We start from the raw sequence: 26855 nt of genomic DNA on the forward strand, positions 1-26855 counted from the left end.
CGCTTGTCAGGTCAGGTAGCGGTACGCGGGCGAGCCCGGCTCGAGCCGCTCGCAGTGCAGCCGGGATTCGTCCATCCGGCCGAGCAGCGCGCCGAGGTCGTCGGCGCGCCCCAGCTCCACGCCCACCAACGCCTCACCGGTGTCGCGGTTGTTGCGCTTGACGTACTCGAACAGGGTGATGTCGTCGTCGGGGCCGAGGACGTCGTCCAGGAATCGACGGAGCGCACCGGGCTCCTGGGGGAAGGCGACGAGGAAGTAATGCTTGAGTCCCTGGTGCACCAGGGAACGCTCGATCACCTCGTTGTACCGCGAGACGTCGTTGTTGCCGCCCGAGAGCAGGCACACGACCGTCGCACCGGGCTCGAAACGCAACTGCGCGAGCGCGGCCACGGACAGCGCGCCCGCGGGCTCCGCGATCACGCCCTCGTTCTGATACAGGTCGAGCATGGCGGTGCAGATGGCGCCCTCGTCCACCTCCAGGACGCCCAGCTCCCCGGCCGCCACGTCGTGGACGGAGTGCGCGGGCCACACGACCGCCCCCTCGGACGATGCGACGTCGTAGCCGATGGAGCCGATCCGCTTGACGGCCGCGCCGTCGACGAACGGGTCGATGGTCGGCAGGTCGATCGGCCCCCCGGCCTCGAGCGCCCGCGCGAGCGACGGCGCCCCCGCGGGCTCGGCGCCGACGATCGTGGCGGAGCCGGACTGTGACCGCAGGTACCGGGTGACGCCTGCGAAGCAGCCGGCGCCGCCGACGGGCATGACGGTCACGTCGGGCACCACGCCGCCGAGTTGCTCGACCAACTCGACGCCGATGGTGCCCTGCCCCGAGGTGGTGCGCGGATCGTCGAAGGCGTGCACCCAGGTGGCGCCAGTCGACGCGACGTCCTCCTGCGCGGCGGCGGCCGCGGCGTCGTAGGTCTCGCCGGTGGCGATCAGCTCGACGTACCGGCCGCCGTGGGCGCGGATGCGGTCCCGCTTCTGCTTCGGCGTGGTGGTCGGCACGTAGATCCGGCCGTGCACCTCCATGGCGCGGCACGCGAACGCGACGCCCTGCGCGTGGTTGCCGGCCGAGGCGGCCACGACGCCGGCGGCCTTCTCCTGCTCGGTGAGCTGCGCCATGAGGTTGTACGCGCCGCGAATCTTGTAGGAGCGGACCACCTGCAGGTCCTCACGCTTGAGGTAGACCTTAGCGCCGGTCAGCGCGGAGAGCCGGTCGCAGAGCTGCAGCGGACTCACCGCCACCACCCCGGCGAGCCGCGCGCGGGCCTCGATGATCGAGTGCACCGTCAGGTCGGCGGCGGCACTGGACATCGATGAGGTAGACATGCGCGTCATTTTCCCACTCGCTTCAGGATCGGCGTCACCCGCCCAGGTCAGATGCCACCGACCAGCACCATCGCGACGCGGACGCCGGCACTCTGCCATCATTGCCAGGTGTTCGACGGTGACCGCATGCGCTTCGGGTTCGCCGCCTCGGTCATCGGCCTGGCCCTCGCGGCGTTCACGCTGCGCTGGGGCGAGGACCTTCCGCTCGCGCCGATCCTGTTCGCGGTGCAGTGCCTCGTGGTCGCGTCACGGACGCTCCCCGTGGCCCGACTCCCGGAACGCGGGTGGATCGCGGTGGAGGCGGTCGGCGCCATAGCGGGCGGAGTGCTCTTCGCGCTGCAACCGAATCCGGGCACGGGTTTAGTGCTGTACATCTCCGCCGTCTACTACGGCGTCCGCGTTCCGCAGCAGGTCTCGATCCCCCTCAGTGCGCTCCTCGGCGGCACGGTGGCCCTCGGGCTCGGCCTGCAGCGTTCGGGGGACTTCTGGATCGGCCTCACCATCGCCATCACCGTCTGGGCGGGCATCGCCCGCCGGACCCGGCAGGAACGCACACGGGCGCTGGAACAGGTGGTGGAACAGACGAAGCTGACCGCGGACTCCGAGGCACGCAGCAGCGCCCTCGCCGAGCGCGCCCGCATCGCCCGCGATCTGCACGACGTGCTCGCCCACACCCTCTCGGGTGCCGGGATGCAGCTCGAGCTCGCCGACGCCCTCCTGGAGGCGGACAAACCCGACGACGCCCGCGCCGCCGTCCAGCGCGCCCGCCGCGCCATCGCGGACGGCGTCACGGAGGCCCGCGGGGCCGTGCACGCGCTGCGGGAGGACACCGTCGACCTGCCCACGGCCCTCGCGGCGCTCGCGGACGGGCCCGACGAGGCCGTGGAGGCGGAGCCGGTCGAACTGTCGGACGCCCAGGCCCGGGCGGTCCTGCGGGTCGCCCAGGAGGCGATCACGAACGCCCGGCGGTACGCCGCGGGCGCGCCCGTGACGGCGCGCGTCTCCCCCGTTCCCGACGGTGCCGAGCTCACCGTGGTGAACGGGCGCGGCACGGCGACGGGAGTGGCCGGCTCCGGCATGGGCCTCATCGGAATGCGTGAGCGCGCGGCCGAGGCCGGAGGCACGCTGCATGCGGGCCCGACCGCCGACGGAGGATGGACCGTGCGACTGCACATCCCGACGAAGGAGCCCGCATGAACGACATCCGTGTGGTCGTGGCCGACGACCAGGCGGCGGTGCGCGACGCGCTCGCCGCGATGCTCGACCTGGCGCCGGGGATCGCCGTCGTGGGCGCGGCCGCCGACGGCGTCGAAGCGGTGGCACTTGTGCGGGAACACCGCCCCGACGTGCTGCTCACCGACCTGCGGATGCCGAACCTCGACGGCGCCGGGGCCACCGAGCGCGTCCTCGCGGACGCTCCCGAGACGGCCGTCGTGCTGCTCACCACCTTCGACGACGAGGAGTCGATCCTCCGCGGCCTGCAGGCGGGCGCCCGCGGCTACCTGACCAAGAACGCAGGACGCGCCGAGATCGCTGCGGCGATCACGGCGGCCGCGGCGGGCCAGTCGGTGCTCGATCCGCAGGTGCAACAGCGCCTCCTCGCCTCGGCGACCGGCCGCACCGGGGCCGGTCCGGCACCGTCGAACCCGCCCGCCGTGCCGCCCGCCGACCTGACGCCCCGCGAGACGGAGGTGCTGCGGCTCATCGCCGACGGCCTGACCAACCGCGACATCGCCGCGCACCTGTTCGTCAGCGAGTCGACGGTGAAGACCCATATCAACAATCTCTTCGCGAAGGCGCAGCTGCGGGACCGCGCGCACGCCGTCCGGTACGCCTTCGATTCCGGGATCGCCGCATCCGGTCAGGGCGATTGAAAACCTTCTTCTCCGCGGGCCGGCGACTTACGGTCGGACCCCATGGCGACGACGATCCTCTCCCCGTCCCGGGCGGCCCACGGCCCGCCGGCGGACACCTCGACGGCACCGGTGCACCTGGTGCCGCGCCGCCGCCCCGGGCGCTGGCTGGCCGTCGCCGTCGTGGCCGTCCTCGGCGCGATGCTGGTCAACACCCTGATCACCAATGAGCGGTTCGAGTGGCCCACGGTCGCCCACTACTTCACCCAGGAAGCGGTCCTCAAGGGCCTGTGGCTCACGCTGTGGCTCACCGCGGTCACCTTCGCCGCCGGCTTCGTGCTCGGGATCGGCCTCGCGGCGATGCGGCTGTGGGGCGGCCCGGTGCTGCAGACCGTGTCCTTCGTCTTCGTCTGGCTGGTGCGGTCGGTCCCGCCGCTGGTGCTGCTGCTCTTCTGGTTTCAGCTCGCCTCGCTGTACCCGCAGCTGTCGCTGGGTATCCCGTTCGGCCCCGAGTTCGTCACGTTCAACACCACGCATCTCATCAGCGGCCTCGTCGCGGCGTTCATCGCGCTGACGATCGACGTCGCCGCGTTCGCCGCCGAGATCGTGCGCGGCGGTCTGGTGTCGGTGGACCAGGGGCAGACGGAGGCCGCCCGGTCCCTGGGGCTGAGCCCGGCCCGGATCTTCCGCCGCATCATCCTCCCGCAGGCGATGCCGGCGATCATCCCCTCGTCCGGCAATCTGCTGATCGGGCTGCTGAAGTCGACGTCGCTGGTCAGCGTCATCGCGGTGACCGATCTCCTGTACTCGGTGCAGCTGGTCTACAACCAGAACTTCAAGGTGATGCCGCTGCTGCTGGTCGCGACCATCTGGTACATCGTGATCACCTCGGTGCTGGCCGTGGGCCAGTACTTCATCGAGCGCCGATTCAACCGGGGCCGACGGGACGCCCGCCCCTTCCGCGAGGTCCTCGCCGACGCGGCGCGCCTGCGTCCCCGGCTCCCCCGCACCGCCCGCACGGCGGGAGAGCGCACATGAGCGCGATCGAGGTCCGCGGGCTCCGGAAGTCCTTCGGCGGCACCGAGGTGCTGCGCGGCGTCGACCTGGACGTCGAGCAGGGCGAGGTCGCGATCATCCTCGGACCCTCCGGGTCCGGGAAGTCGACGCTGCTGCGCTGCATCAACCACCTGGAACGGCCCGACTCCGGCTACGTGCGGGTGAACGACGACCTGATCGGCTACCGCGCGGCCGGCCACCGCGGTGAGGCCGCCGTGCTCCGCGAGCTGCACCCGCGCGACGTGGCGCGCCAGCGCCGCCGTATCGGCATGGTCTTCCAGCAGTTCAACCTGTTCCCGCACTTCACCGTGCTGGAGAACCTCACCGAGGGACAGCTCGCCACCGGCGTGTCACCCACGGAGGCGGCCGACCGCGGACGCGAGCTCCTCGCCCGCGTCGGGCTGGCGGGGCGCGAGAAGGCGTACCCGTCGCAGCTTTCGGGCGGGCAGCAACAGCGCGTGGCGATCGCCCGCACCCTGGCCATGCGACCCGACGTCGTGCTCTTCGACGAGCCCACCTCGGCGCTGGACCCCGAGCTGGTCGGCGAGGTGCTGGCCGTCATCCGCGACCTCGCGGAGTCGGGCATGACCCTGGTCGTCGTGACCCACGAGATCGGCTTCGCCCGCGACGTCGCCGACACCGTGATCTTCATGGACGACGGCCGCATCGTCGAGACCGGCAAGCCCGAGACGATCTTCGCCGATGCCGAGCACCCCCGCACCCGCGAATTCCTCGCGGCCGTGCGCTGATCCCCGTTAGATCCGAGTCCAAGGAGACCACCATGCGCAGCCGCGCCCTGCTCGCTCTGCCCCTGATCGCCGCCGCGACCCTCCTCGCGGCGTGCGGTGGCTCGTCGGATCCGGCGGCCCAGAGTTCCAGCTACCCGATCCCGACGCAGGACGTGGTCTCGTCCGTCGCCGTCGACCCCGCCGCGCAGGCCCTCCTGCCCGCCGGCACCACCGAGCTGACGCTGGGGCTCACCCGGCAGCCCGGCGTCAACAACTGCCGCACGCCGGGGAGGTCCCCGATGGCAACCCCGTGGGTCTCGACGTGGACCTGCGCAACGCCGTCGCCAAGGCCCTCGGCGTGACGTGGAAGGAGGAGATCGGGACCTTCTCGACGATCATCCCGGGCGTCCAGAACGGCCGGTACCAGGTGGGGCAGGGCAATTTCGGCGTCACCAAGCCGCGCCTCGAGATCGTCGACTTCGCGACCTACCTCAACGACGGACAGGCCTTCGTCGGCTCGTCGAACTCCGGCCTCACGAACGTGAAGACGCTGGAGGACCTGTGCGGCAAGAAGATCGTCACCGGCTCGGGCACCACCTTCCAGCAGATCCTGGAGAGGGGCGTCGAGCAGTGCACGTCGAAGGGCAAGCCCGCATACACCGTGCAGTACCTCGACGAACAGGGCGCCATCATCCTCAGCCTCCAGAACAACAGGGTGGACGCCTACTTCGGCCCCACGCTCTCCCTGCGGTACCTGGTGGACAAGGTGCCCGGCACGAAGTTCCTCGGCGAGTACTCCACCACCGTCGTCGGCTTCGTGACGGCGAAGGGCTCCCCCATCGCGCCCGCGATCTCCCAGGCGGTCAACACCCTCATCGCCCGCGGCGAGTACCAGAGGCTGTTCGAGAAGTGGAAGGTGCCGACCTCGGCGCTCCCGAAGTCCGAGATCAACCCGACCGCGGGATTCTGACCGGTGGCGATCGAGTCGCTCGCCTTCCTCACCCCGGGCAACTACCTCGACGAGGACCCCGCCGCGGGGCTCGAGGACACGCTGCGCCTCATCGCCTTCGGCGAGGGCCTGGGCTACCGCGGCGCATGGGTACGCCAGCGCCACCTGGAGCACGGCATCTCCTCCGCGGCGGTCTTCCTCGGGGCCGCCTCGCAGCGCACCACGACTATCGAGCTGGGCACCGCGGTCATCCCGATCGGCTACGAGAACCCGTTCCGGCTGGCCGAGGATCTCTCGCTCGCGGACGCCCTCTCCGGCGGGCGGATCCAGGCGGGCTTCTCCACCGGGATGCCGCACGCGGACCTGCTCGCGGACCTGGTCTTCGACGGTGACTGGCGCACCTACGAGCTCGGCCACGCGCGGGTGGCGCGCACCGTCGAGCACCTGCGCGGCGCGTACCTCGGCGACGAGGACACGCGGATCGCGTCTCCCGGCAACGTGCAGCGGCCCCGCCTGCAGCCGCACACCCCGGGGCTCGCCGACCGCTCCTGGTACGGCGGAACGTCGCTCGGGTCGTCGCGCTGGACCGGCGAAGCCGGCCTGCACCTGCTCACCGGCAACATCGTCTCGGCCGCGGGGATCGAATCCGACGACTTCGGCGCGGTCCAGGCGACTCTCATCGACGCCTTCCGCGCCGCCGGCGGCGACGGCAAGCGGGTCGCCGTCGGGCGGGTGATCGTGCCGACCGACAGCGCCGACCGGGCCACAGTGGCGCGCTACCGGGAGTACGCGCGGTCGCGCTACGACCGCACGCTCACGGCGCACGGCGACAAGCGCACGCTGTTCGCAGAGGACCTCGTGGGGCCGGTCGCCGAGATCGCCGAGCGGCTCGCCGCCGACCCGGCATTGTCCCCCGAATCCGGTGCGGTCACCGAGTTCCGCCTGGAACTGCCGTACGAGTTCGACGTCCGCGACTACGAGCAGATCCTCACCGACGCCCGAGGGCTGCTGCCCGCGCTCTCGTCGGCGGCCTGACGCGATCGGACGCTCGACGCTACTCGGTGGCAACGATCAATGTCAGGCACCGTGTCCCGCGAGTGCAGGGGCGGCTAACCGGCGCGCCGTGCTCCGCTCGTGGCCTCCGGGGCGGGCAGCCCCAGGTGCTCGCGGAGGGTGGTGCCCGCATACTCCGTGCGGAACGCTCCCCGCTCCTGCAGGAGCGGCACGACGCCATCGATGAAATCGTCGAGACCGGTGGGCGTGAGGTGCGGCACCAGGATGAAGCCGTCGGCGGCATCGGCCTGGATGTAGGTGTCGATCTCGTCGGCCACCTGCTGGGCGGTACCGACGAACTGGGGCCTGGTGTTGAGCTCGATGACGAGCTCGCGGATGGAGAGGCCGCCGGCCTCGGCTCGCGCCCGGTAGGTCGCGACGATCTCCCGCGGATCGCCGTGCTGCACACGGCCCTGCACCGCCGGAGCGTCGTAGACCGGCTCCACGTCGGGTAGCGGACCGTCGGGGTCGAAGGACTGCAGCTCCCGGCCCCATACCTGCTCGAGGAAGTTGAGCGCGGTCTGCGGGCTCACCTGCCTGCGGCGGATGTCGCGGGCCTTCTCCTGCGCCTCGTCCGGCGTGTCACCGACGACGGCGGCGGCGCCGGGGAAGACCTTGAGGTGGTCGGGATTCCGGCCGCGATCGGCGGCGCGACGCTTGACGTCGGCGTAGAACGTCCGGCCGCTCTCGAGCGAGCCGTGGCGGGTGAAGATCGCGTCGGCCTGCGCCGCGGCGAAGTCCCGGCCCTCACCGGAGTCCCCGGCCTGCAGCAGGACGGGGTGCCCCTGCGGCGAGGGCGGCAGCGGCGCCGCTCCGCGCACGTCGAACTGCGTGCCGTGATGAACGACGTCGCCGCGGTCCCACCCGTCCCAGAACCTCCGCGCGACGGCCACGAACTCGTCGGCTCGGCGATAGCGGTCGGCGTGTGCGAGATAGCCCCCGCGGCGGAAGTTCTCGCCGGTGAAGGCGTCGGAACTGGTGACCATGTTCCAGGCGGCGCGGCCGCCGCTGAGGTGATCGAGCGTGGCGAACTGGCGCGCCACGTCGAAGGGCTCGTTGAAGGTCGTGTTGATGGTGCCCGCGAGGCCGATCCGGTCGGTGACGGCGGCCAGCGCCGCGAGCACCGTGAAGGTGTCGGGCCGGCCGACGACGTCGAGATCGTGGATGCGCCCGAGGTGCTCGCGCAGGCGCAAGCCCTCGGCGAGGAAGAAGAAGTCGAACGTGGCGCGCTCCGCGGCCCGGGCGAGGTACACGAAGGAGTCGAACTCCACCTGGCTCCGCGCCGCCGGGTCCGACCACACGGTGTTGTGGTTCACCCCTGGGAAGTGCGCCGCCAGGTGGATCTGCTTGCGGTGCTCGCCCTCCCGCACCGGGACGTCGGAACGGTCGATCGTCACAGGAGACCCCATTCCTTGGCCAGGAGTTCATGGCTGCGGAGGCGCGCGGCGTGGTCGTGGGTGACCGAGGTGATCACGAGCTCGTCGGCACCCGTGCGCTCGGCGAGTGCCCGCAGACCGTCGGCGACGCGGCTGGGTTCGCCGACGAACTGAGTGTCGGTGCGGTCGGCGACTTTCGCTCGATCCTCATCGGTGAGCCCGGCGCTGTCGCGTGGGTAGGCGATCGCCCCGGTGCCGTACCTGATGGAGTGCACCCAGGCCGGGAAGCCGGCGGCGAGCTCCCGGGCCTGCGCCTCGGTGTCGCCGACGACGACGTCGGCGCTCACCACCAGGTGCGGTGCGGCGAGGCGGTCGGAGGGCCGGAAGGCCTCCCGATAGGCCTGTGCCGCCTCGATGGTCGTAGAGGGGCTGACGTGGTAGTTCGCGACGAAGGGCAGACCGCGGGCGCCCGCGAGCTGCGCGCTCTCCCCCGCGCTGCTGCCGAAGATCCACACGGGCGCGTCCCGTGCCGCCTCGGCGACGGGAGAGCGCAGCGCGTGCCCGTCGGCGGTGTACGTGCCGCCGACGAGAGCGAGCACGTCGTCGACCTGCTGCGTATAGGTCGGCGGCTCGGCTCTGGGGTGGTAGAGCTGCTCGTAACCGGCGACGATCGCCGGATTCGGGGCGGGCGCGCCGGCCGGTGGGGTCCGCAGGCGCTGCCCTGTCCGGCCGAGGCCGATGTCGACCCGTCCTGGATGCAGGGCGGCGAGCACGCCGAAGGCGTCGGCGACGGCGGGCGCCGTGCTGAAGCCGATGAGCACGGCCGCGGATCCGACGCGGATCCGACTCGTGCGGGCCAGGATCTCGCCGATGAGCACGGCGGGGGTGGTGCTCGCGACGTGCGCGAAGTGGTGTTCGGCGACCCAGTACCGGCCGTACCCCCAGTCCTCGGCGCGGCGCGCCAGGTCCAGGGTGTTGCGCAGTGCGTCCGACGGGGTGCCGCCGTCCGGGATGGGCGCGAGGTCGAGGACGTTCAGACCGAGGGACATCAGGCCCCCTTCACCGCGGCGAAGCGATTGACCGCGGGCGCGAGACCGAGGATCTCGCGCAGGGTCCCCTCGCGCGGGGCCCCAGGCAGGAGCGGCGCGAACGCGGCACGGAGGCGGGGCAGGTCGACGGCGTTGACGCCGGGACGCAGCCGGGCGCCGTCGAAGCCGAGGGACTGCCAGCCGGAGACCGTCCGCGCCAGGGCCTTCCCGGTCCCTGCGAAGACCTGCGTGTCGTCGTCCGCGGGCTCGCGGTGGTCCAACTTCTCGATGCGGCGCAGCGCGGTCCGCTCGGAGTCGGCGAGGTGGACGGTGACGTCGACGAGCACCAGCGGAACGCCGGCACCGCGGAGCCGCCGGGCCGTCTCGGCGAGTTCCTCGTCGGGCGCGGCGGGAACGATCGCGAGATCGGCCCCGACGGCCACGGACTCGCTCTCGGCGTCCGTGACCCGCACGAGAACGGGCGGCTGCCCCTGCGGGGGCCGGGGCGTGATCGACGGCCCCTTGACGGAGAAGTTCTCGCCCTGGAAGTCGATGTAGTGCAGGCGGTCCCGGTCGACGTAGCGGCCGGTGGCGACATCCTTGACGATCGCCTCGTCCTCCCAGCTGTCCCAGAGGTCGCGGAGCACCTCGATGTACTCGCGGGCTTCGGCGGCACGGGACGCCGCGTCCTGCACCTCCTTGCGGCCGAAAAGGGCCGCATCGGCGGCGGCGCCAGTGGTCGCGGGAAGCACGCCGGCGCGGCCGCCGCTCACGTAGTCCAGCGTCGCTATCGCCTTCGAGGCGTGAAAGGGCTCGGTGTGGGTCGCGGTGACCGTGGGCACCAGGCCGATCCGCGGGACCGCCGGCGCCACGCGGGCCGCGAGCAGGGTCGCGTCGAACCGCCCCGAGAGGCGGTCACGCGCGGTGAGCGAGAACGAGTCCTCGAACGTCACGAAGTCGGCGGCGGCCGCCTCCGCGGAGCGGGCCAGCCCAACCCAATGCTCCGCGGAGGTGGCCTCCTGTGGGTCCGCGCCTACCTCCGCGAACGCTGCGGGGTGCCAGCCGAACGGCTCCAGGGCAAGCCCGAGGATAGGGCGTGAGGTCGGTGCGGTCACGGAATCGACGGTAGGCCTCGCGGTGTCGTCTGTGACCCCTTGCGCTCACTGTGGATCCAAGGGAATCGCTCGTCAGCCGCCCTGATCATGCGGCGAATCCCGCGGCGAGCACGGCCGCGGCGATCATCGCGGGACCGTGGGGCACCGTGCGATCCCGTGCGCTGAGCGCCCACGCCAGGGTGAGCAGCTGCGCGCCGAGGATCGCGAGGAGCACCGACGGGACGCCACCCGCCGCGGCGACGACCGCGCCGAGTGTCGGCGCCAACTTCACATCACCCGCGCCCATGCCGCGGCCGAGGAACGCGGCGCCGTTCACCGCCGTCCAGAGGACGGCGCCGATCAGCGGGGCGAGGGCACCGTCGACCACGACCCAGAGCGCACCGGCGAGCGCGACCGACGCGGCGGGCAGGGTCAGGAGGTTCGGCAGCCGCCGCTCGCGCACGTCGAACCAGCACAGCGCGGCGCACCACGCCAGGAAGACACCCCCGAAGAGCCCCCACTCCACGGACCCAGTGTGTCAGGACTGCAGGACCTCGCGCAGCGCATCGGGGATCGGGATGGAGCCCGATCCGTCGGCGGCGATCACGGCGTACACGATGCGTCCCGCGACCGCCTCGGTGGGCTCGTCGGCGTCGAGGTCGGTGACGAAGACGAAGTCGATGGTGAAGCTCTTGGTGCCAATCGCTCCGGCCCGAAGGACGAGCTCCGTGTCGCGCTCGTCGGTCAGGCCCGCGGCGTAGTCGAGCTCGACGTGCACGACCTGGCAGTCGTAGCCCGCGGCGAGCATCGCCTCGTAGTCGGTGCCGCGGTCGGCGTAGAAATCGCCCATCGCCGTGTCGACGTAGCCCAGGTACCACATGTTGAACAGGACGCCCTGGCGGTCGATCTCGTAGTACCGCGGCCGGAAGCGGTACCGGAAATCGGTCATCCCGCCGCCCTCGCCGCTGCCAGCGCCGCCGTCATCGCCGCGCGCGGCGCGGGCTCGCCGGTGAACCACTCGGCCTGCCGGAACGCCTGGTGCAGCAGCATCGTCAATCCGCCGGCGGTGCGCGCACCCTTGGACTCCGCGGCCGCAACGAGCAGGGTGGGCCACGGATCGTAGGCCACGTCGGCGACGGCGGGTGCCGCCGAAGACAGCGCGTCCATGAGCGCGAAGTCGTCCGACTGGGCGGGGCCGGGCAGCGTCGAGACCACCACGTCGGTCGGCGGCACCGCGGCCGCGGTGAGCGGAGCCCACGACGCGGCGAGGCCGAACGCCTCGGCGCACGCCAGCGCATCCTGCGCTCGCTCTTCCGAGCGGGCGAGCACCGTCGTCCGGATGAAGCCCCGGCCGGCAAGGGCCGCGAACACCGGCCGGGCAGTGCCGCCCGCCCCCACGACGGCCGCGGACTCCCCCGTCGCGCCGCACTCCTCGAGCAGGCCCTCGGCACCGTCGACGTCGGTGCAGTCGGCGAGCCAGCCCGCCTCCGTGCGAACCAGGGTGTTGGCGGAGCCGACGGTGACGGCACGCTCGGTGCGCTCGTCGGCGAACCTCAACGCCGCGAACTTCCCCGGCATCGTGACCGAGACGCCGACCCACTCGGGATCGAGGCCGCCGACGAGGCCGGGCAGCTCCGCCGCGTCGCACTCGATCCGCTCATAGGTCCAGTCCAGGCCCAACGCGGCGAACGCCGCGCTGTGCAGGACGGGTGAGAGCGAGTGCGCGATCGGCTTGCCGAGTACCGCGGCGCGCCGGGTCACGGCCCGCAGCCCACCGTCAGGAACTTGGTGTCGCACGCCTTCTGCCGGTTCCGCTCGTGCTGCGCGAAGTCGTCGGTGAACAACGTGGTGCCCGCGCTGTCCACGGTGACGAAGTACAGCCACGGGCCGGGGGTCGGATTCTCGGTGGCGACGAGCGCATCGGTGCCGACGGCGCCGATCGGCGTCGCGGGCAGGCCCGTCTTGGCGTAGGTGTTCCACTCGGTCTTCTTGACCAGCTTCTCGCCCGCGACGTCGATGCCGGTCACGGCCTCGCCGTAGTTGACCGTGGAGTCCATCTCCAGCTTCTGGTCCTTCGCGAGCCGGTTGAGGATCACGCGGGCGACCTTCGGGTAGTCATCGGCCTGGTTGACCTCGCGCTCGACGATCGACGCCGACACCAGCACCTGGTAGGGGGCCAACCTCGCCGCCGAGCTGCGGCTCGCAGTGAGCAGGCCCTGCGCCTCGTACTGCTTCGCCGACGCCGTGATGAGCTGCTTGAGGATCCCGATCGGGGTGCCCGACGGATCGATCTGATCCCAGACGCCCGGCGCGATGAGCCCCTCGATGCGGCGGTGATCGCCCTTGAGCCGCGTGACGGTGGCGGCCGCCCACTCCGGAACGCCCAGGTCGGCGATGCTCGCACTGGAGGCCACCCTGGCGAATTCGGCCTTCGGGGTCTGCTTCTTCACCCCGTCGACGGTGTGCGCGGTCGCCGCGGAGAGCTGACTGAGGATGCCCTGGGCGACCTTGTTGTCGTTGCTGCGCTTGTCGTCGAGGACCGCGCCGGCCGACACGTTGAGCATGCCCACCCGGTGCGAGCGCGCCGGGTCGACCAGCATGGTGACGACCTCCGACGCGGGCAGCGACTTGCGCAACTCGTAGTAGCCCGCCGAGATCGGCTTGTTGCCGGCGGCCTGGTTGAACGCGCCCACCGACTTCACCACGCCGGCATCGACGAGGTTCTGCGCGAAGTCGGAGTTGTTCTGGCCGACGATGTGGACCACCACCTCGGGGCCGGCCTGGCCGGAGGCGAAGTCGTCGGGCGAGGACGCCCCGCCGAGCAGGGAGCCGCGCACCGTCCACAGCACGCCTCCGATGACGAGCGCGAAGACGACGATCAGCGACAGCAGCGCCACCCGGCGCCGGCGCTTGATCCGCGCCTGCTGCGCGGCGCGGCGGCGCTCCGAGCGGGTGGAGCGCTCGCCGCCGATCGCCACCGGATCGGCGCGCTCGTTGTTCCACCCGTCGCTCACTTGTCGACCTCCTCGGGACCGGACACCGGCCTCCGTTCGTCGAGCCATCCCTGCAGGATGGCCACTGCGGCGGCTTGATCGATCACCGCTCGCTGCTCCTTCGCCCGCACCCCGTTCTCGCGCAGCGCACGCTGCGCGGTGACGGTGGTGAAGCGCTCATCAAAAAAACATACCCGGGGTGGCGCTGCCCGTGTGGTACCCAGCACCCCGGCGAGCCGCCGCGCGAAGCCCTCGGCCATCTTCGCCGAGGCACCGTGCTCGCCGCGGAGGGTGCGTGGCAGGCCGATCACGATCTCCACGGGCTCGTAGTCGGCCACGAGTTGCGCGATGCGGCGCAGGTCGGATCCGTCCTTCGCCGCGCGGACCGTCTCGACCGGCGTCGCGAGGATCCCGTCGGGGTCGCAGACGGCGACTCCGATGCGGGCTTTGCCGACGTCGAGCGCCAGCCGCCGGCCGCGCTCCCAGGCGGGCTCCGCGCCGCTCACCGTCAGGCGCCGACCGTCCGCGCGACCTCGGTCCGCACCGCGGCCAGGGCCCCGTCGATCCCGGAGGCGTCCGAACCGGCGCCCTGCGCCAGATCGGCCTTGCCCCCGCCGCGGCCGCCGACGGAGGGAGCCGCGGCCTTGACCACGTCGCCCGCCTTGACGCCCAGATCCTGCGCGGCGTCGTTCGCGGCCACCACGAAGGGCACCTTCTCGCCGTCCACCGCGAACAGGGCGATGACGGCGGGCTCGGCGCCGAGGCGGCCCTTGAGCTGGGTGACCAGGCCGCGGAGCTCGCCCGCCGTGACGCCCTGTGGTGCCTTCGCGGCGACGAGGCGGACCGCGCCGACGCGCTCGGGTGACGAGGCGAGCTCGGCCAGCGCCGACAGGGCCGCCTGCGCACGCAGCTTCTCGAGCTCCTTCTCGGCGTCCTTGAGGCGGGTGACCAGCGACTCGACGCGGGCCGGGACCTCCTCTGAGGGCACCTTGAGGGAGCTGGACAACGCGGAGACGAGCGCGTGCTCCTTGGCGAGGTACTTCTGCGAGTCGAGGCCCACGTACGCCTCGACGCGCCGCACGCCGGAGCCGACGGAGCTCTCGCCGAGCACGGTGACGGGCCCGACGAGGCCCGAACTGGCGACATGGGTGCCGCCGCACAGCTCCATCGAGAAGGGGCCGCCGATCTCGACGACCCGGACCTGGTCCCCGTAGTTCTCGCCGAACAGTGCCATCGCGCCGCGCTGCTTCGCGGTTTCCAGGTCGGTGACCTCGGTGTTCACGGCGTAGTCGGCCTGCACGGCCTCGTTGGTGACGCGCTCGATGTCGGTGCGCTGGTCATCGGTGAGGCCGCCCGACCAGCGGAAGTCGAAGCGGAGGTAGCCGGGCTTGTTCAGCGAGCCCGCCTGCACGGCGTTGGGCCCGAGCACCTGGCGCAGCGCGGCGTGCACGAGGTGGGTGCCGGAGTGGCCCTGCGTGCTGCCGTGGCGGTGTCCCGCGTCGACGGCGACGGTCACCGTGTCACCCTCGGAGACCTCACCGGCGGCGACGGTGCCCTGGTGCCGCCACAGCGTCTTGGCGACGCGTTGCACGTCGGTCACGACGATCTGGGCCCCGGCCGCCGTCGTGATGGTGCCGATGTCGGCGAGCTGGCCGCCGGCCTCCGCGTAGAGCGGGCTGCGGTCGAGCACGATCTCCACGTCGTCGCCCTGATGCACGACGGGCACGCGGACGCCGTCCTTGATGAGGCCGAGCACCTGGGCATCGGAGACGAGTTCGTCGAAGCCGGTGAACTCGGTCGGCCCGCGGTCGAGGAACTCGCGGAACACCGAGAGGTCGGCGAGCGCGGACTTGCGCGAGTTGGCGTCGTCCTTGGCGCGCTGGCGCTGCTCCGCCATGAGCGCGCGGAAGCCGTCCTCGTCGACGGTCAGCCCCGCCTCGGAAGCCATCTCCAGCGTCAGGTCGATCGGGAAGCCGTAGGTGTCGTGCAGCGTGAAGGCGTCGTCGCCCGAGAGCTCCGACTTCCCGGAGGACCTGGTGGAGTCGACCGCGTTGCCGAACAGCGTGGTGCCCTGCTCCAACGTCTTGAGGAAGGCCTGCTCCTCGCCGGTGGCGACGGTGCGGATGCGCTGCGCGTCGTCGGCCAGCTCGGGGTACGACGGCGACATCGTCGACACGACGGTGTCGACGAACTCGCCCATGGTCTCGCCGGTGGCGCCGAGGAGCCGGGCGGAGCGGACGACGCGGCGCAGCAGGCGCCGCAGTACGTAGCCGCGGCCGTCGTTGCCGGGGTTGACGCCGTCCTGGATGAGCATGACGGCGGTGCGGGTGTGGTCGGCGATGACGCGGAAGAGCCGGTCGTGCTCGGCGTCGCCGGCGTTGTACCGCTGGCCGGTGAGCGCCTGCGCGCGGTCGATCACGGGGCGCAGCAGGTCGGTGTCGTAGACGTTGTCGACGCCCTGCAGCAGGAAGGCAACGCGCTCGACGCCCATGCCGGTGTCGATGTTCTTCTTCGGCAGCTCGCCGAGGATCTCGAAGTTCTCCTTGCCACCGCCCTGGCCACGCTCGTTCTGCATGAAGACGAGGTTCCAGATCTCGATGTAGCGGTCCTCGTCGGCCTCGGGGCCGCCCGGGGCGCCGTACTCGGGGCCGCGGTCGTAGAAGATCTCCGAGCACGGGCCGGCCGGCCCGGGGATTCCCATCGACCAGTAGTTGTCCTTCATGCCGCGGCGCTGGATCCGCTCGGGCACCTGGCCGACCTCGAGCCACAGGTCGCGGGCCTCGTCGTCGTCGAGGTAGACCGTCGACCACAGGCGCTCGGGGTCCATCCCGAAACCGCCCTCATCGACCGGGTTCGTCAGCAGCGACCACGCGAGGCGGATGGCCTCGCGCTTGAAGTAGTCGCCGAAGCTGAAGTTGCCGGCCATCTGGAAGAAGGTGTTGTGCCGGGTGGTGATGCCGACCTCTTCGATGTCCAACGTGCGGACGCACTTCTGGATCGACGTGGCGCGGTCGTACGGCGGGGTCTGCTGACCCAGGAAGAAGGGCACGAAGGGCACCATGCCCGCGATCACGAACAGCTGATTCGGGTCGTTCAGGACCAGCGACGCACTCGGCACCTGGGCGTGTCCGGCCTTGACGAAGTGGTCCGTGAACCGCTTCCGAATCTCATGGGTCTGCACAACGATCCTTCGTGTTCTGGTGTCTACGAGCGGTACTGCGACCCGCCCACCTTACCGACGCGCCTCGTGCCCCCGCACCCACCTTCCTCGGCCGCGGTCACGCGGTGCCCGTTACTTCCGCCTGAGTATCCCGCGCAGGCGCGTGACCCGCGGGCCGATCTCGCGCTCGAAGCCGTGGTCGGTGGGGGTGTAGTAGTCGACGCCCACCAGGTCGTCCGGCGGGTACTGCTGCGCTGCGACACCGCCGGGTACGTGGTGCGGATAGACGTAGCCCTGCGCATTGCCCAGCTTCTCGGCGCCGGCGTAGTGGCCGTCGCGCAGATGCGGCGGCACCGCGCCGGCCTTGCCCGCGGCCACGTCGCCCATTGCGGCGCCGATCGCCGCGACGACCCCGTCGGACTTGGGCGCCGACGCCAGGTGGATGGTGGCCTGCGCCAGGGCCAGCCGCGCCTCCGGCATGCCGATGAGTTGGACAGCCTGCGCGGCGGCGGACGCGACGAGCAGGGCCTGCGGGTCGGCCATCCCGATGTCCTCCGAGGCGTGCACCACGAGCCGTCGCGCGATGAACCGAGGGTCCTCGCCCGCCGAGATCATCCGGGCCAGGTAATGGAGCGCGGCGTCGACGTCGGAACCGCGGATCGACTTGATGAAGGCGCTGATCACGTCGTAGTGCTGATCGCCCGCCCGGTCGTAGCGGACGGCGGCGGTGTCGATGCTGGACTCGACGGCCTCGAGGGTGATCTCGTCGTCCCCCTCCCCCAGCGTCACGTCGGCGGCGGCCTCGAGCGCCGTGAGCGAGCGCCGGGCGTCGCCGCCGGCGAGCCGGACCAGGTGCTCGCGGGCCTCGTCGGCGATGGTGAGCGCACCGTCGTAGCCCCGCGGGTCCGACAGCGCCCGGTCGATGAGCTCCGAGATGTGCGCCGGCTCGAGGGGCCGCAGCTGCAGGATGAGCGAACGGGAGAGCAGCGGCGAGACCACCGAGAAGCTGGGATTCTCCGTGGTCGCCGCGACGAGCAGCACCACCCGGTTCTCGACGGCCGCGAGCAGCGCGTCCTGCTGCGCCTTGGAGAACCGGTGCACCTCGTCGATGAAGAGCACCGTCTGCTCCTCGACGAGGAGGCGGCGGCGCGCCAGCTCGATGACGGCCCGCACGTCCTTCACGCCCGCCGAGAGGGCGGACAGTGCCTCGAACCGGCGTCCCGTCGCGCCGGAGATGAGCGAGGCGATCGTCGTCTTGCCGGTGCCGGGCGGGCCGTAGAGGATCACGCTGGCCGCGCCGGCGCCGTCGATGAGGCGGCGCAACGGCGTCCCGGGGCCGAGCAGGTGTTCCTGGCCGAGGACCTCGTCGAGATCGCGGGGACGCATGCGGACGGCGAGCGGGGTGCCCGCGTGGGTGGGGACGAACTCGACCGGCCCGCGGGACGGAGGTACTTCGGCCGGCGCTCCGAGGTCCCCGTCGTCGCCGAACAGGGACCCGGTCACCGGGCGCGGACCTCCGCGGGGCGGGTCACAGTGCCCGGACCTCGGCCGCGGCCGCGACCGCGAAGTCGCGCACGCGCGGATCGGCGGCGGCCAGCCGATCCCAGCGGGTGGCAAGGTCGTCGTGGGACCAGGCCGGCAAGCTGTCGAGGTGGCCGGCATCGATGCGACTGGCCGAGTCGAGGCCGAGCGCCCAGTAGGTGGCGAGCGTGAGCCACGCCAGCTTCGCGGTGGTCACGTGGCGGCGCAGCGCCACGTCGTCGGCGAGCCGGGGCCACAGGCGCACGACCTCGGAGCGCCAGGCCTCCACGATCGCGACGTCCAAGTCGGGGTCGTGGCCGCCCTCGATGCATCCCGGGTAGGTCAGCAGCACGTAGGCCACGTCCAACGCGCCGTCGCGGAAGCCGGCCCACTCGTAGTCGAGGAAGCGGACCGCGCCGCCCACGACATGGGTGTTGTCGGGCCCGACGTCGGACGGGCTGAAGGCCCGGAACGGCCCCTCGGTGAACAGGGCGACCGCGGCGTCGAGCACGGCGCGGGCCGCCTCCCCGACACCTCCCACCGCGGCCGGCACGGCCTCGGCGGCGCGCGCCGCCTCCCCGGCGACGGGGTCGTTGCGGGAGTCGGTGTGCTCGAGGCGGGCGAGAACGGACAGGTCCCGCTCGCGGCCGTAGGTGCCGGCGTGCATGCGGCCCAGGGCCTGGGCCCACGCGGAGACGACGGTCGCGGCGCCGGACGAGGGGGTGCGCCGCAGCAGGTCCCCCATCGTCTCGCCCTCGCCGAGGTCCTGCAGCACGAGGATCCGCTGCTCCGCGTCGGACGCGAGGAGCTGCGGGCCGGGGCGCGCGTCGACGGGCAGCGAGGTGGCGAACTTGTAGGCCGCACCTTCGCGGGCGAAGGCCTCGGAGTGATCCTTGTCGGTGTGGTCGGCGGCGCGCAGCTGCTTGATGACGACGGACCGGGGCAGCAGCGGGTTGTTGTGCAGCACCCGCACGCGCATCACGAGGGTGCGGCCGGAGCCACCCAGATCCTCGGGTTCGCCCAGTTCGACGGTGGCGCCGACCCGGCGGCCCAGCAGGCCCTCCACTGCGGTGAGAGCCGCCCTCGTCGTCTCGTACCCCAGCGCGGTGACCATCACGTCCAATCTACCTCAGTCGGGCAGGGGCGCGACGTCCACGGAGACATGGATCTTCGAACCCTTCGATTCGGTGTAGATGACGCCGCGCAGGGGCGGAACGTCCTCGTAATCGCGTCCCCACGCGACGGTCACGTGCCGCTCGTCGACGAACTTGTTGTTCGTCGGATCGAAGGGCAGCCACGCATCGCCCGGCAGCCACACCGCGGCCCAGGCATGGGTCGCGCCGGCGCCGACGACCCGGTCCCGGCCGGGCGGCGGCTCGGTGGCGAGGTAGCCGGAGACGTACCGTGCGGCGAGGCCCTTGGACCGCAGGCAGGCGATGGCGACGCGCGCGAAGTCCTGGCAGACGCCCTCGCGCCGCTCCATGACGGTGCCGACCCGGGTCGAGACGTTCGTCGCTCCCGACCGGTAGGCGAAGTCCGTGTAGATCCGGGTGGTCAGCTCCTCGACTGCCTCCACCAGCGGCTTCCCGGGGGTGAAGATCGCATCGGCGTAGGCGCGCACGGCGTCGTCGATCTCGGGCGGCCGCTGGTCGAGGCGGTACTGCACGGCCAGCGCTCCCGCCTCGCCGACGGGCCGGGCCAGCTCCCAGGGCGCGAGCGCCGGCCCCTCGTCGGTGATCGCGCGGTCCAGCGGATCGACCTCGACGACGGACTCGCCGCGCACCAGGAGCCGGGTGTGGGGCGTGGTCACGTGGAAGTAGGTGTCCGTGTTGCCGTAGGCGTCGACGCCCTCGGAGCGGTCCGACGGCTCGGGCCCGACGGTGATGGCGTGCTCGTCGACCCGCTGGTCGGCGAGTTCGCGCGGCGTGAGGTAGCAGCGCCCGTAACTGGAGGTGACCTCAGCGTCGTAGGAATAGGTGGTCTCGTGCACCACGCGGTAGCGGCGCGACCGGGAGTCCTCGGTGCGCCGGGAGAAGCTCAGCCCCACGACTGCACCCCCACCCAGATCGGACGGGCGGTGGCGGGTGGCGCGAACCGCGTGCGTTCGAGCACGTCCGAGACCTCGCGCACCCCCTCGTCGACGGCGTCGAGCAGCCCCTCGATCTCGGACCGCCGCCCGTCGACGATCGTCTCGGCGTCGTCCAGATCGAACCGTCCCAACCGCGCCAGGACCTCGCCGACGGTGCGCTCGCACGTCGCGCTGCGCAACTCGTCGGGCAGGTGCGCCAGGTCGGCGGAGAGCGCCGTGAGCGCGGCGACGAGCGACCGGGGATTGGTGGCGTCGAGGAACATCAGGTCCACGACGGAGCCCACGCGCAGCACCGCGCGGTGTCGGCGTCGGTAGGTGACGGCGGACTCGCAGGTCACGAGGTAGGCGTCGAGCAGGCCGGCCTCGATCTCGGCAGGATTCTCCGGGACCACCATCGCCCGCGTCACCGCGGTGAGCTGCAGCGCCCGCTCGATGCGCCGGCCGGCGTCCATCATGAGCCAGGCCGGGTCCTGGACCAGCGATTCCCGGCCGAGGCCCGCGAACGCCAGCAGCGAGACCAGTACCTCGCCGAGGGTCTGATCGAGCTGCTCCCCCGCGTCGTCGGGGTCGGCGGCGAGCCGGCCGAGCGAGCGCTCTGCGCCGCCGATCACGAGCCACGTGTCGGTGGACATCTGGTCGCGGACGGCCCGCAGGCACGCCCGCAGTCGCACGCCCGAGTGCGCGACGCTGCCCGGCACGTCGACGTCGAGAGTGAGGCGGCGCAGCCGCGCGAGCACGTCGCTGTGCTCGGTGCCCTCCACGACGATCCGCCCCAACTGGTCGGTCACCGTGGCCGCGACCACCGCGTCGAGCAGCGGCTGCAGCACGTCGGCGCCGGCCTGCCACGGGCGGTGCCGGAACTCGCGACTCCGGTCGTGGGCCGTCGACAGCACCCGGACGGTGGCCTCGGCGCGCTCGGCGTACCGGCCGATCCAGAACTGGTCCGAGAGGACGCGCGGCGTCGCGACGGGTCCGCTGGCGGCGGCGCCGACCCGGCCCGACCGGGGTGCGGTCGCCACCCGGACGGGGGACCGCAGGTGCTCGGGCGTCGGCACCCACACGTCGCGGGCGGCCGACGAGTGCAGCAGTGCGCCGTCGGCACCGTCGACCAGCACCTGACCGAGCCCGCCCGGCAGCACGGTGTAACCGGACTCCTGCGCGAGCGCGAAGGCGCGCAGCGCGAAACCGCGCGCGACGACGACGCCGCTGTCGACGGCCGGACGACCGGTGAAGGGCACGAGGGTCTTCACACACCAGACCGTCGGATCGGCGGCGATCCGCTGCCGCAGCTCGTCGGCCCGCGCAGCGGCGAGCTCCGCGCCGGCGAAGCGCTCACCGGTGGCGAAGTTCAGCACGAGCCGGTCGTCGAGCGGACCGTCGATCGCGGCGCGCCCGGCCGGCGTCGCGGCGTACAGCGTCGGTGTGGACGGCAGCAGCAGGTCCTCGTCGAGCAGGTCGCGGCACAGTCGCGGCAGGTAGGCGTGCAGGGCCGGGTTCTCGAGTACGCCCGAGCCGAGGGTGTTGACGACCGTGACCGCCCCGCGGGTCATCATCTCCACGAGGCCGACCACCCCGAGCTGGGAGTCGGTGCGCAGGTCGAGCGGGTCCGAGAACTCGGAATCGACGCGGCGCAGGATCACGTGGACGCGTTTCATCCGGCCGAGCGAGCGCATGAACACGCCCCCGTCGCGCACCGTGAGGTCGGGCGCCTCGACGAGTGGGAAGCCGAGCACGGACGCCAGATAGGCCTGGTCGAAGGCGGTTTCGGACAGGGAGCCGGGGCTGAGCACGACGACTGTCGGATCGTCGACCCCGGGCGGCGCGGCCTCGAGCAACTGGACGCGCAGCGCCGCCGCGAACGAGGCGACGGGCCGCGGCGTCTCCGAGCGGAGCTCGCGCGGCAGGGCGCGGGACGTCACCCGGCGGTCGGCGAGTGCATAGCCCACGCCCGACGGTGCCTGGGTGCGGTCCGCGACGGCGACGTACCCGGTGACCTCGTCGCCGGCGGCCTCGCCGAGGTCGACGCCGTGCAGGAACAGGGAGCGCGGTCCCGGCGGCGGGACGCCGACCGCCCGCCGGATGAAGCCGGGATGCGCGAACAGCAGCTCGGGCGGAACGGTCCCACTGCGCAGGGTGCGCTGGTCGCCGTAGAAGTCCTTGAGCACCGCGTCGAGCAGCAGCGAGCGCTGCGCGACGCCGCGCGCGAGCACATCCCATTCCTCCGCGCCGAAGAGCACCGGCAGGGGGTCGAGCCGCCACGGGCCCGGCTCGGCGGGGTCGACGGGATCGCGCGCCGGGGGGAGGGCGTCGAGCGCGTTGTACGTGATGCCCTCGTCGTCGATGAGGCCGCGCACCCGCGCGGTGAGGCGCCGCAGGCCTGCCGCGTCGAGGTCGTGGAGCGCGTCGATGCTCACAGGCCCACCTGCTCGCGCAGGTCGCGCCACGCCGCGGGCCGCAGCACCAGCACCAGGACCCCCGCGATGACGATGCCGACGAGGTTGATCGCGAGCTGCCCCGTCGATTCGGCGGCGCGCTGCCACGCCCCGACCGTCGCGGCGACCACGGCGTAGCCGGCGGCGGGCACCGTCGTCACCGAGATGAAGACGCCGACGAGCGCGGCCGATTTGGCGGTGACCAGCGAGATCATGCCCGCGGCACCCGCGAGCAGCGCGACGATGAGCGAGAACGGGCCGACGCGGTAGATGAAGTCGACTTGGCCGGCGGAGTCGAGGACGTCGGCGGTGAACAGGCCGGCGGCGAGCGCCGCCTCCGCTCCCAGCCAGGTGCACAGCATCGCCACGGGGAAGCCGACGGACAGCGCGATCACCGGGCGGACCGCGAAGCTCAGGCGACGGGTCGCCAGCGCCACCGCGATCGCGGCGAGCGGCCCGAACTCGGGGCCGACGACCATCGCTCCGACCACCGTGACCGGCGAGTTCGTCACCACGCCGATGGCGGCCAGGAGCACCGCGAGCACCAGGAAGGCCAGGAAGGTCGCGTTGAGCGTCGACTCCTCGCGGGTCCGGGCGGTGAGCTCCTCCCAGACCACGGCGTCCGACGGGTCGCCGGGCACCGCCTTCTCGGCCGCCTCCGCGGCGTCCGAGAGCACGGTGTCGACTGACGAGACCGTGACGGCGCCGGCGCCGGGTATGCGCAGCTCCTCCAGACCCTGCAGGACGCGGTGCGCGGCCTCGCGGGTCACGTCGGCGCCGACCACGTCGCCGGCCGGGACGATCGCGGACGCGGGCGCCAGCGTGATGTGCGTGACGCCCGGCCGCGACCGGAACAGCGCGAGCACCGCGTCGGTCCGGTCGGGAGGGCTGATCACCCGGATGTGGCGCACGGGCTACTTCTGCTCGGCGCCCTGGTCGGCAGCCTTCTCGGGCCGCTTCGGCGTGGCGTCCATGCCCGACTCGCGGCGCTGCTGAACGGTGATGGCCGCGGGCGCGTCGGTGAGCGGGTCGACGCCGCCGCCGGACTTGGGAAAGGCGATGACCTCGCGGATCGACGGCGCGCCGGCGAGCAGGGAGACCACGCGGTCCCACCCGAAGGCGATGCCGCCGTGCGGCGGGGCGCCGTAGGCGAAGGCGTCGAGCAGGAAGCCGAACTTCTCGCGGGCCTGCTCCTCGTCGATGCCCATGATCGCGAAGACGCGCTCCTGGACGTCCTTGCGGTGGATACGGATCGAACCGCCGCCGATCTCATTGCCGTTGCACACGATGTCGTAGGCGTAGGCCAGGGCACTGCCCGGGTCGGTGTCGAAGGTGTCGATCGACTCCGGCTTGGGGCTGGTGAAGGCGTGGTGGACTGCGGTCCAGGCACCGTCGCCCACGGCCACGTCACCCGAGGCGGTGGCATCGTCGGCGGGCTCGAACAGCGGGGCGTCGACGACCCAGGTGAAGGCCCAGTCCCCCTCCTTGATCAGGCCCAGCTTGTCGGCGATCTCGCCGCGGGCCGCGCCGAGCAGGGCGCGCATCGTCTTGGTGGGGCCGGCGGCGAAGAAGACGCAGTCGCCGGGTTCCGCGTGCACGTGCGCGGCGAGGCCGGCGCGCTCGTCGTCCGAGAGGTTCTTGGCGACGGGGCCGGTCAGCTCGCCGTCCTCGCCGATCAGCACGTACGCGAGGCCGCGGGCGCCGCGCTGCTTGGCCCACTCCTGCCAGGCGTCGAGCTGGCGGCGCGGCTGGCTCGCCCCGCCGGGCATGACGACCGCGCCGACGTACGGCGCCTGGAAGACGCGGAACGGGGTGTCCTTGAAGTACTCGGTGCACTCGACCAGTTCGAGGCCGAACCGCAGGTCGGGCTTGTCCGAGCCGAAGCGGCGCATGGCCTCCGCGTAGGTCAGGCGCGGGATCGGCGTGGAGATCTCGTGACCGATCAGCGACCAGAGCGCCGTGACGATCTGCTCGCCGAGCGCGATCACGTCCTCCTGATCCACGAAGCTCATCTCGATGTCGAGCTGGGTGAACTCGGGCTGCCGGTCGGCACGGAAGTCCTCGTCCCGGTAGCAGCGCGCGATCTGGTAGTACCGCTCCAGGCCCGCGACCATGAGCAACTGCTTGAACAGCTGCGGGCTCTGCGGGAGCGCGTAGAAGGTGCCGGGGCGCAGGCGCGCGGGAACCAGGAAGTCGCGGGCGCCCTCCGGGGTGGAACGGGTGAGCGTCGGCGTCTCGATCTCGGTGAAGTCGTTCAACGCGAGGATGTTGCGCGCCACGGCGTTCGCCTGGCTCCGCAGTTTGATCGCGGCAGCTGGGCCCTCGCGGCGCAGGTCCAGGTAGCGGTACTTCAGTCGCGCCTCCTCGCCGGGCTCCTCGTCGAGCTGGAAGGGCAGCGGCGCCGACTCGTTGAGCACGGTGAGCTCGGTGACGTTGACCTCGATCGCGCCGGAGGGCAGGTTCGGGTTCTCGCTGCCCTCGGGGCGCTTCTCGACGGTGCCGGTCACCAGCACGCAGTACTCGGAGCGAAGACGGTGCGCCGCCTCGGCGACGTCCGACTCGCGGAAGACGACCTGGGCGACGCCGGAGCTGTCGCGCAGGTCGATGAAGATCACTCCGCCGTGGTCACGCCGCCGCGCTACCCAGCCCGCGAGGGTGACGACGGTGCCGGCATCCTCCGCACGCAACGATCCGGCCAGGTGGGTGCGCAGCACGTTCAGGTGTCCTTTCGACAGCGAAAACTCGACGCTGGACATGCTACGGGGAACTGTTGCCCCCACAGACACCCGTCTCATGGAATGCTGTTGCACATGACCTTCCGGGACGACAGCTCCATCGACAACAGTTCGGCCAGCGCCGGTGGCGGCGGCGGCGGGATGGGGCGTGGCATGGTGATCGGCGGTGGTGGCATCGGCACCGTCGTGATCGGTTTGATCATCTACTTCCTCACCGGCAGTACCGGCGGCGTGCCACAGCAGCCGAGCCAACAGGGTGCCGCGCAGGGTGCATCTGCAGGTCAGGAACAGGTGAACCGCGATATCGCCGCCTGCAGGACCGGTGCAGACGCGAACAAGAACACCACCTGCCGCATCGTCGCGACGTCCAACTCCCTGGACAAGGTGTGGGCGACCCTGGTGCGCGGCTACAAGAAGCCGTCGGCGCTGAAGATCATGCCCACCGACGCGGCGGCCATCAACACCGGCTGCGGCGTCGCCGGCGCGGACACCGGTCCGTTCTACTGCCCGGCCGACAATGTCGCGGTCTTCCAGCTGGACTTCATGGACCGCGTCATCAAGAAGATGGGCGGGTCCAACGCGGCCTTCTCCCAGGAGTACATCGTCGCCCACGAGTGGGGCCACCACATCCAGACGCTGCTCGGCGACATCAGCAAGGCCCAGCAGGGCTCGGGCTCCCAGGGCGGCTCCGTGCGGGTCGAGCTGCAAGCGGATTGCTACGCCGGCGTGTGGGCCTCGAAGGCCGACAAGGGGGACGGGGCGATGCTCAAGCCGCTGACCCAGGACGACATCAACGGCGCCATTCAGTCGGCGCAGGCCATCGGCGACGACACGATCCAGCGCAACGCGGGGCGCAACGTCAACCCCGAGTCCTTCTCGCACGGCACCTCGGCGCAGCGCGTCAAGTGGTTCTCGCAGGGCTACAAGACCGGCGACCCGCAGCAGTGCAACACCTTCACCGGCACCATCTGACCCCGTGCTAGAAACGCTGATCCGCTGGGGCGCCTACCTCGGCGGATGGCTGCTCGTCGCCGGACCTCTCGTGCAATCCCGCCTCGAATTGGAGCGCGAGGGTTCGCACCTCGCGGAGGTTCGCGAGGCGGCCCACGCGACCCCACCGCCGCCGCGGCCGTCCGCGGTGTGGTGGCTGTTCCCTCCGCTCGCGCTGTACCTCACCCGCAGGCGGCAGTCCGCATATCTCGCGACCCTCACGACCGTGCTGACGCCGGAGCAATCGGCGAGCCTGGCGCGCTACTTCGCGGTCGCGCGCGCCTGGATGATCGTGGCCTCGGGCGCCGCGCTCATCGCGCTCAAGGAGACCTTCGAGCTGTCGCACCACCTGCACTGGGGGACTCCGGGATTCTGGGCCCTCACGGTCCTGGCAATGATCTCCGTCGCCGCCCTGACCGCAGCCGCGTCGGCGTACTCCGATCGCCGCGACCGCCGGCGCTGAGCATCG

The 26855-nt window shown here is 71.9% G+C and carries 25 protein-coding genes; 9 read left to right on the plus strand and 16 right to left on the minus strand.

Annotated features, from left to right (window positions below):
• Positions 1-6: 6 nt before the first annotated feature.
• Positions 7-1314, minus strand: coding sequence for a threonine ammonia-lyase IlvA (gene ilvA / locus FK529_RS07770; protein WP_438947186.1), 1308 nt, complete (start codon positions 1312-1314; stop codon positions 7-9).
• Positions 1315-1437: 123 nt separating this feature from the next.
• On the opposite strand from ilvA, the gene FK529_RS07775 reads away from it, so the two are divergent.
• Genes FK529_RS07775 through FK529_RS07800 form a run of 7 tightly spaced genes read left to right on the plus strand, consistent with a single transcriptional unit; the run spans position 1438 to position 6950 of the window.
• Positions 1438-2526, plus strand: a complete 1089-nt coding sequence (locus tag FK529_RS07775; protein ID WP_158635073.1) for a sensor histidine kinase — start codon at positions 1438-1440, stop codon at positions 2524-2526.
• Entirely contained in the window at positions 2523-3203 is a 681-nt protein-coding gene (locus FK529_RS07780; RefSeq protein WP_146560412.1) for a response regulator transcription factor, read from the plus strand. Before FK529_RS07775 ends, FK529_RS07780 begins: the two co-directional genes overlap by 4 nt.
• A 42-nt stretch (positions 3204-3245) precedes the next feature.
• A complete protein-coding gene (locus FK529_RS07785; RefSeq protein ID WP_146560413.1) occupies positions 3246-4220 on the plus strand; it encodes an amino acid ABC transporter permease in 975 nt (324 codons plus the stop codon).
• On the plus strand, positions 4217-4987 hold the full coding sequence (locus FK529_RS07790) for an amino acid ABC transporter ATP-binding protein (protein WP_146560414.1): 771 nt from the start codon (positions 4217-4219) through the stop codon (positions 4985-4987). Before FK529_RS07785 ends, FK529_RS07790 begins: the two co-directional genes overlap by 4 nt.
• A 32-nt stretch (positions 4988-5019) precedes the next feature.
• Positions 5020-5328, plus strand: a complete 309-nt coding sequence (locus FK529_RS20535; protein WP_231702987.1) for a hypothetical protein — start codon at positions 5020-5022, stop codon at positions 5326-5328.
• Positions 5277-5936, plus strand: coding sequence for a transporter substrate-binding domain-containing protein (locus FK529_RS07795; RefSeq protein WP_231702988.1), 660 nt, complete (start codon positions 5277-5279; stop codon positions 5934-5936). Before FK529_RS20535 ends, FK529_RS07795 begins: the two co-directional genes overlap by 52 nt.
• A 3-nt stretch (positions 5937-5939) precedes the next feature.
• Positions 5940-6950: an LLM class flavin-dependent oxidoreductase gene (locus tag FK529_RS07800; RefSeq protein WP_146560415.1), complete on the plus strand. Its 1011-nt coding sequence runs from the start codon at positions 5940-5942 to the stop codon at positions 6948-6950.
• A 74-nt stretch (positions 6951-7024) separates the two neighbouring features.
• On the opposite strand, the gene FK529_RS07805 is transcribed toward FK529_RS07800, so the two are convergent.
• From FK529_RS07805 to aspS, 15 genes are all read right to left on the minus strand, one after another.
• Positions 7025-8377 carry an LLM class flavin-dependent oxidoreductase gene (locus tag FK529_RS07805; protein WP_146560416.1) on the minus strand — a complete coding sequence of 451 codons (1353 nt, stop codon included), beginning with the start codon at positions 8375-8377 and terminating at the stop codon, positions 7025-7027.
• On the minus strand, positions 8362-9393 hold the full coding sequence (locus tag FK529_RS07810; RefSeq protein ID WP_146560417.1) for an MsnO8 family LLM class oxidoreductase: 1032 nt from the start codon (positions 9391-9393) through the stop codon (positions 8362-8364). Before FK529_RS07810 ends, FK529_RS07805 begins: the two co-directional genes overlap by 16 nt.
• Positions 9393-10487 (minus strand): LLM class flavin-dependent oxidoreductase, encoded by a 1095-nt coding sequence (locus FK529_RS07815; protein ID WP_205124368.1) that lies wholly within the window; start codon positions 10485-10487, stop codon positions 9393-9395. The genes FK529_RS07810 and FK529_RS07815 overlap by 1 nt, the downstream gene beginning before the upstream one ends.
• Before the next feature lie 85 nt (positions 10488-10572).
• Positions 10573-10992 carry a prepilin peptidase gene (locus FK529_RS07820; RefSeq protein ID WP_146560418.1) on the minus strand — a complete coding sequence of 140 codons (420 nt, stop codon included), beginning with the start codon at positions 10990-10992 and terminating at the stop codon, positions 10573-10575.
• Positions 10993-11004: 12 nt separating this feature from the next.
• Positions 11005-11415, minus strand: a complete 411-nt coding sequence (locus FK529_RS07825) for an acyl-CoA thioesterase (protein WP_146560419.1) — start codon at positions 11413-11415, stop codon at positions 11005-11007.
• Positions 11412-12236, minus strand: a complete 825-nt coding sequence (locus FK529_RS07830; protein ID WP_146560654.1) for a shikimate dehydrogenase — start codon at positions 12234-12236, stop codon at positions 11412-11414. The genes FK529_RS07825 and FK529_RS07830 overlap by 4 nt, the downstream gene beginning before the upstream one ends.
• Positions 12224-13480, minus strand: coding sequence for an endolytic transglycosylase MltG (locus FK529_RS07835; protein WP_158635074.1), 1257 nt, complete (start codon positions 13478-13480; stop codon positions 12224-12226). Before FK529_RS07835 ends, FK529_RS07830 begins: the two co-directional genes overlap by 13 nt.
• Positions 13477-13965 (minus strand): Holliday junction resolvase RuvX, encoded by a 489-nt coding sequence (ruvX, locus tag FK529_RS07840; RefSeq protein ID WP_146560421.1) that lies wholly within the window; start codon positions 13963-13965, stop codon positions 13477-13479. Before ruvX ends, FK529_RS07835 begins: the two co-directional genes overlap by 4 nt.
• Positions 13966-13967: 2 nt before the next feature.
• Positions 13968-16640, minus strand: coding sequence for an alanine--tRNA ligase (gene alaS, locus FK529_RS07845; protein ID WP_146560422.1), 2673 nt, complete (start codon positions 16638-16640; stop codon positions 13968-13970).
• Positions 16641-16751: 111 nt separating this feature from the next.
• A complete protein-coding gene (locus FK529_RS07850) occupies positions 16752-18122 on the minus strand; it encodes a replication-associated recombination protein A (protein ID WP_146560423.1) in 1371 nt (456 codons plus the stop codon).
• Between the two features lie 25 nt (positions 18123-18147).
• Positions 18148-19254: a hypothetical protein gene (locus FK529_RS07855; protein ID WP_146560424.1), complete on the minus strand. Its 1107-nt coding sequence runs from the start codon at positions 19252-19254 to the stop codon at positions 18148-18150.
• A 15-nt stretch (positions 19255-19269) separates the two neighbouring features.
• Positions 19270-20187, minus strand: coding sequence for a transglutaminase family protein (locus tag FK529_RS07860; protein WP_146560425.1), 918 nt, complete (start codon positions 20185-20187; stop codon positions 19270-19272).
• A complete protein-coding gene (locus tag FK529_RS07865; RefSeq protein WP_158635075.1) occupies positions 20178-22643 on the minus strand; it encodes a circularly permuted type 2 ATP-grasp protein in 2466 nt (821 codons plus the stop codon). Before FK529_RS07865 ends, FK529_RS07860 begins: the two co-directional genes overlap by 10 nt.
• Positions 22640-23572 carry a DUF389 domain-containing protein gene (locus FK529_RS07870; protein WP_146560427.1) on the minus strand — a complete coding sequence of 311 codons (933 nt, stop codon included), beginning with the start codon at positions 23570-23572 and terminating at the stop codon, positions 22640-22642. Before FK529_RS07870 ends, FK529_RS07865 begins: the two co-directional genes overlap by 4 nt.
• Positions 23573-23575: 3 nt before the next feature.
• Positions 23576-25375, minus strand: a complete 1800-nt coding sequence (aspS, locus tag FK529_RS07875) for an aspartate--tRNA ligase (protein ID WP_146560655.1) — start codon at positions 25373-25375, stop codon at positions 23576-23578.
• Positions 25376-25471: 96 nt separating this feature from the next.
• Here aspS and ypfJ point away from each other — a divergent pair, with 96 nt between their 5' ends.
• Both ypfJ and FK529_RS07885 read left to right on the plus strand, forming a co-directional pair.
• Complete coding sequence (gene ypfJ, locus FK529_RS07880) at positions 25472-26368, plus strand: KPN_02809 family neutral zinc metallopeptidase (RefSeq protein WP_146560428.1); 897 nt, start codon at positions 25472-25474, stop codon at positions 26366-26368.
• Positions 26369-26372: 4 nt separating this feature from the next.
• On the plus strand, positions 26373-26849 hold the full coding sequence (locus FK529_RS07885) for a hypothetical protein (protein WP_146560429.1): 477 nt from the start codon (positions 26373-26375) through the stop codon (positions 26847-26849).
• The last annotated feature ends 6 nt before the right edge of the window (positions 26850-26855 follow it).

Origin of the sequence: Tsukamurella asaccharolytica (assembly GCF_007858435.1) — a bacterium.
Taxonomy (GTDB): Bacteria; Actinomycetota; Actinomycetes; order Mycobacteriales; family Mycobacteriaceae; genus Tsukamurella; species Tsukamurella asaccharolytica.

What these genes read in the sequence shown, in the direction of transcription:
- ilvA (WP_438947186.1), bottom strand. Translation starts at nt 1,314, where the DNA reads ATGTCCAGTGCCGCCGCCGACCTGACGGTGCACTCGATCATCGAGGCC.
- FK529_RS07780 (WP_146560412.1), top strand. Translation starts at nt 2,523, where the DNA reads ATGAACGACATCCGTGTGGTCGTGGCCGACGACCAGGCGGCGGTGCGC.
- FK529_RS07785 (WP_146560413.1), top strand. Translation starts at nt 3,246, where the DNA reads ATGGCGACGACGATCCTCTCCCCGTCCCGGGCGGCCCACGGCCCGCCG.
- FK529_RS07790 (WP_146560414.1), top strand. Translation starts at nt 4,217, where the DNA reads ATGAGCGCGATCGAGGTCCGCGGGCTCCGGAAGTCCTTCGGCGGCACC.
- FK529_RS20535 (WP_231702987.1), top strand. Translation starts at nt 5,020, where the DNA reads ATGCGCAGCCGCGCCCTGCTCGCTCTGCCCCTGATCGCCGCCGCGACC.
- FK529_RS07805 (WP_146560416.1), bottom strand. Translation starts at nt 8,377, where the DNA reads ATGGGGTCTCCTGTGACGATCGACCGTTCCGACGTCCCGGTGCGGGAG.
- FK529_RS07810 (WP_146560417.1), bottom strand. Translation starts at nt 9,393, where the DNA reads ATGTCCCTCGGTCTGAACGTCCTCGACCTCGCGCCCATCCCGGACGGC.
- FK529_RS07825 (WP_146560419.1), bottom strand. Translation starts at nt 11,415, where the DNA reads ATGACCGATTTCCGGTACCGCTTCCGGCCGCGGTACTACGAGATCGAC.
- FK529_RS07855 (WP_146560424.1), bottom strand. Translation starts at nt 19,254, where the DNA reads ATGGTCACCGCGCTGGGGTACGAGACGACGAGGGCGGCTCTCACCGCA.
- ypfJ (WP_146560428.1), top strand. Translation starts at nt 25,472, where the DNA reads ATGACCTTCCGGGACGACAGCTCCATCGACAACAGTTCGGCCAGCGCC.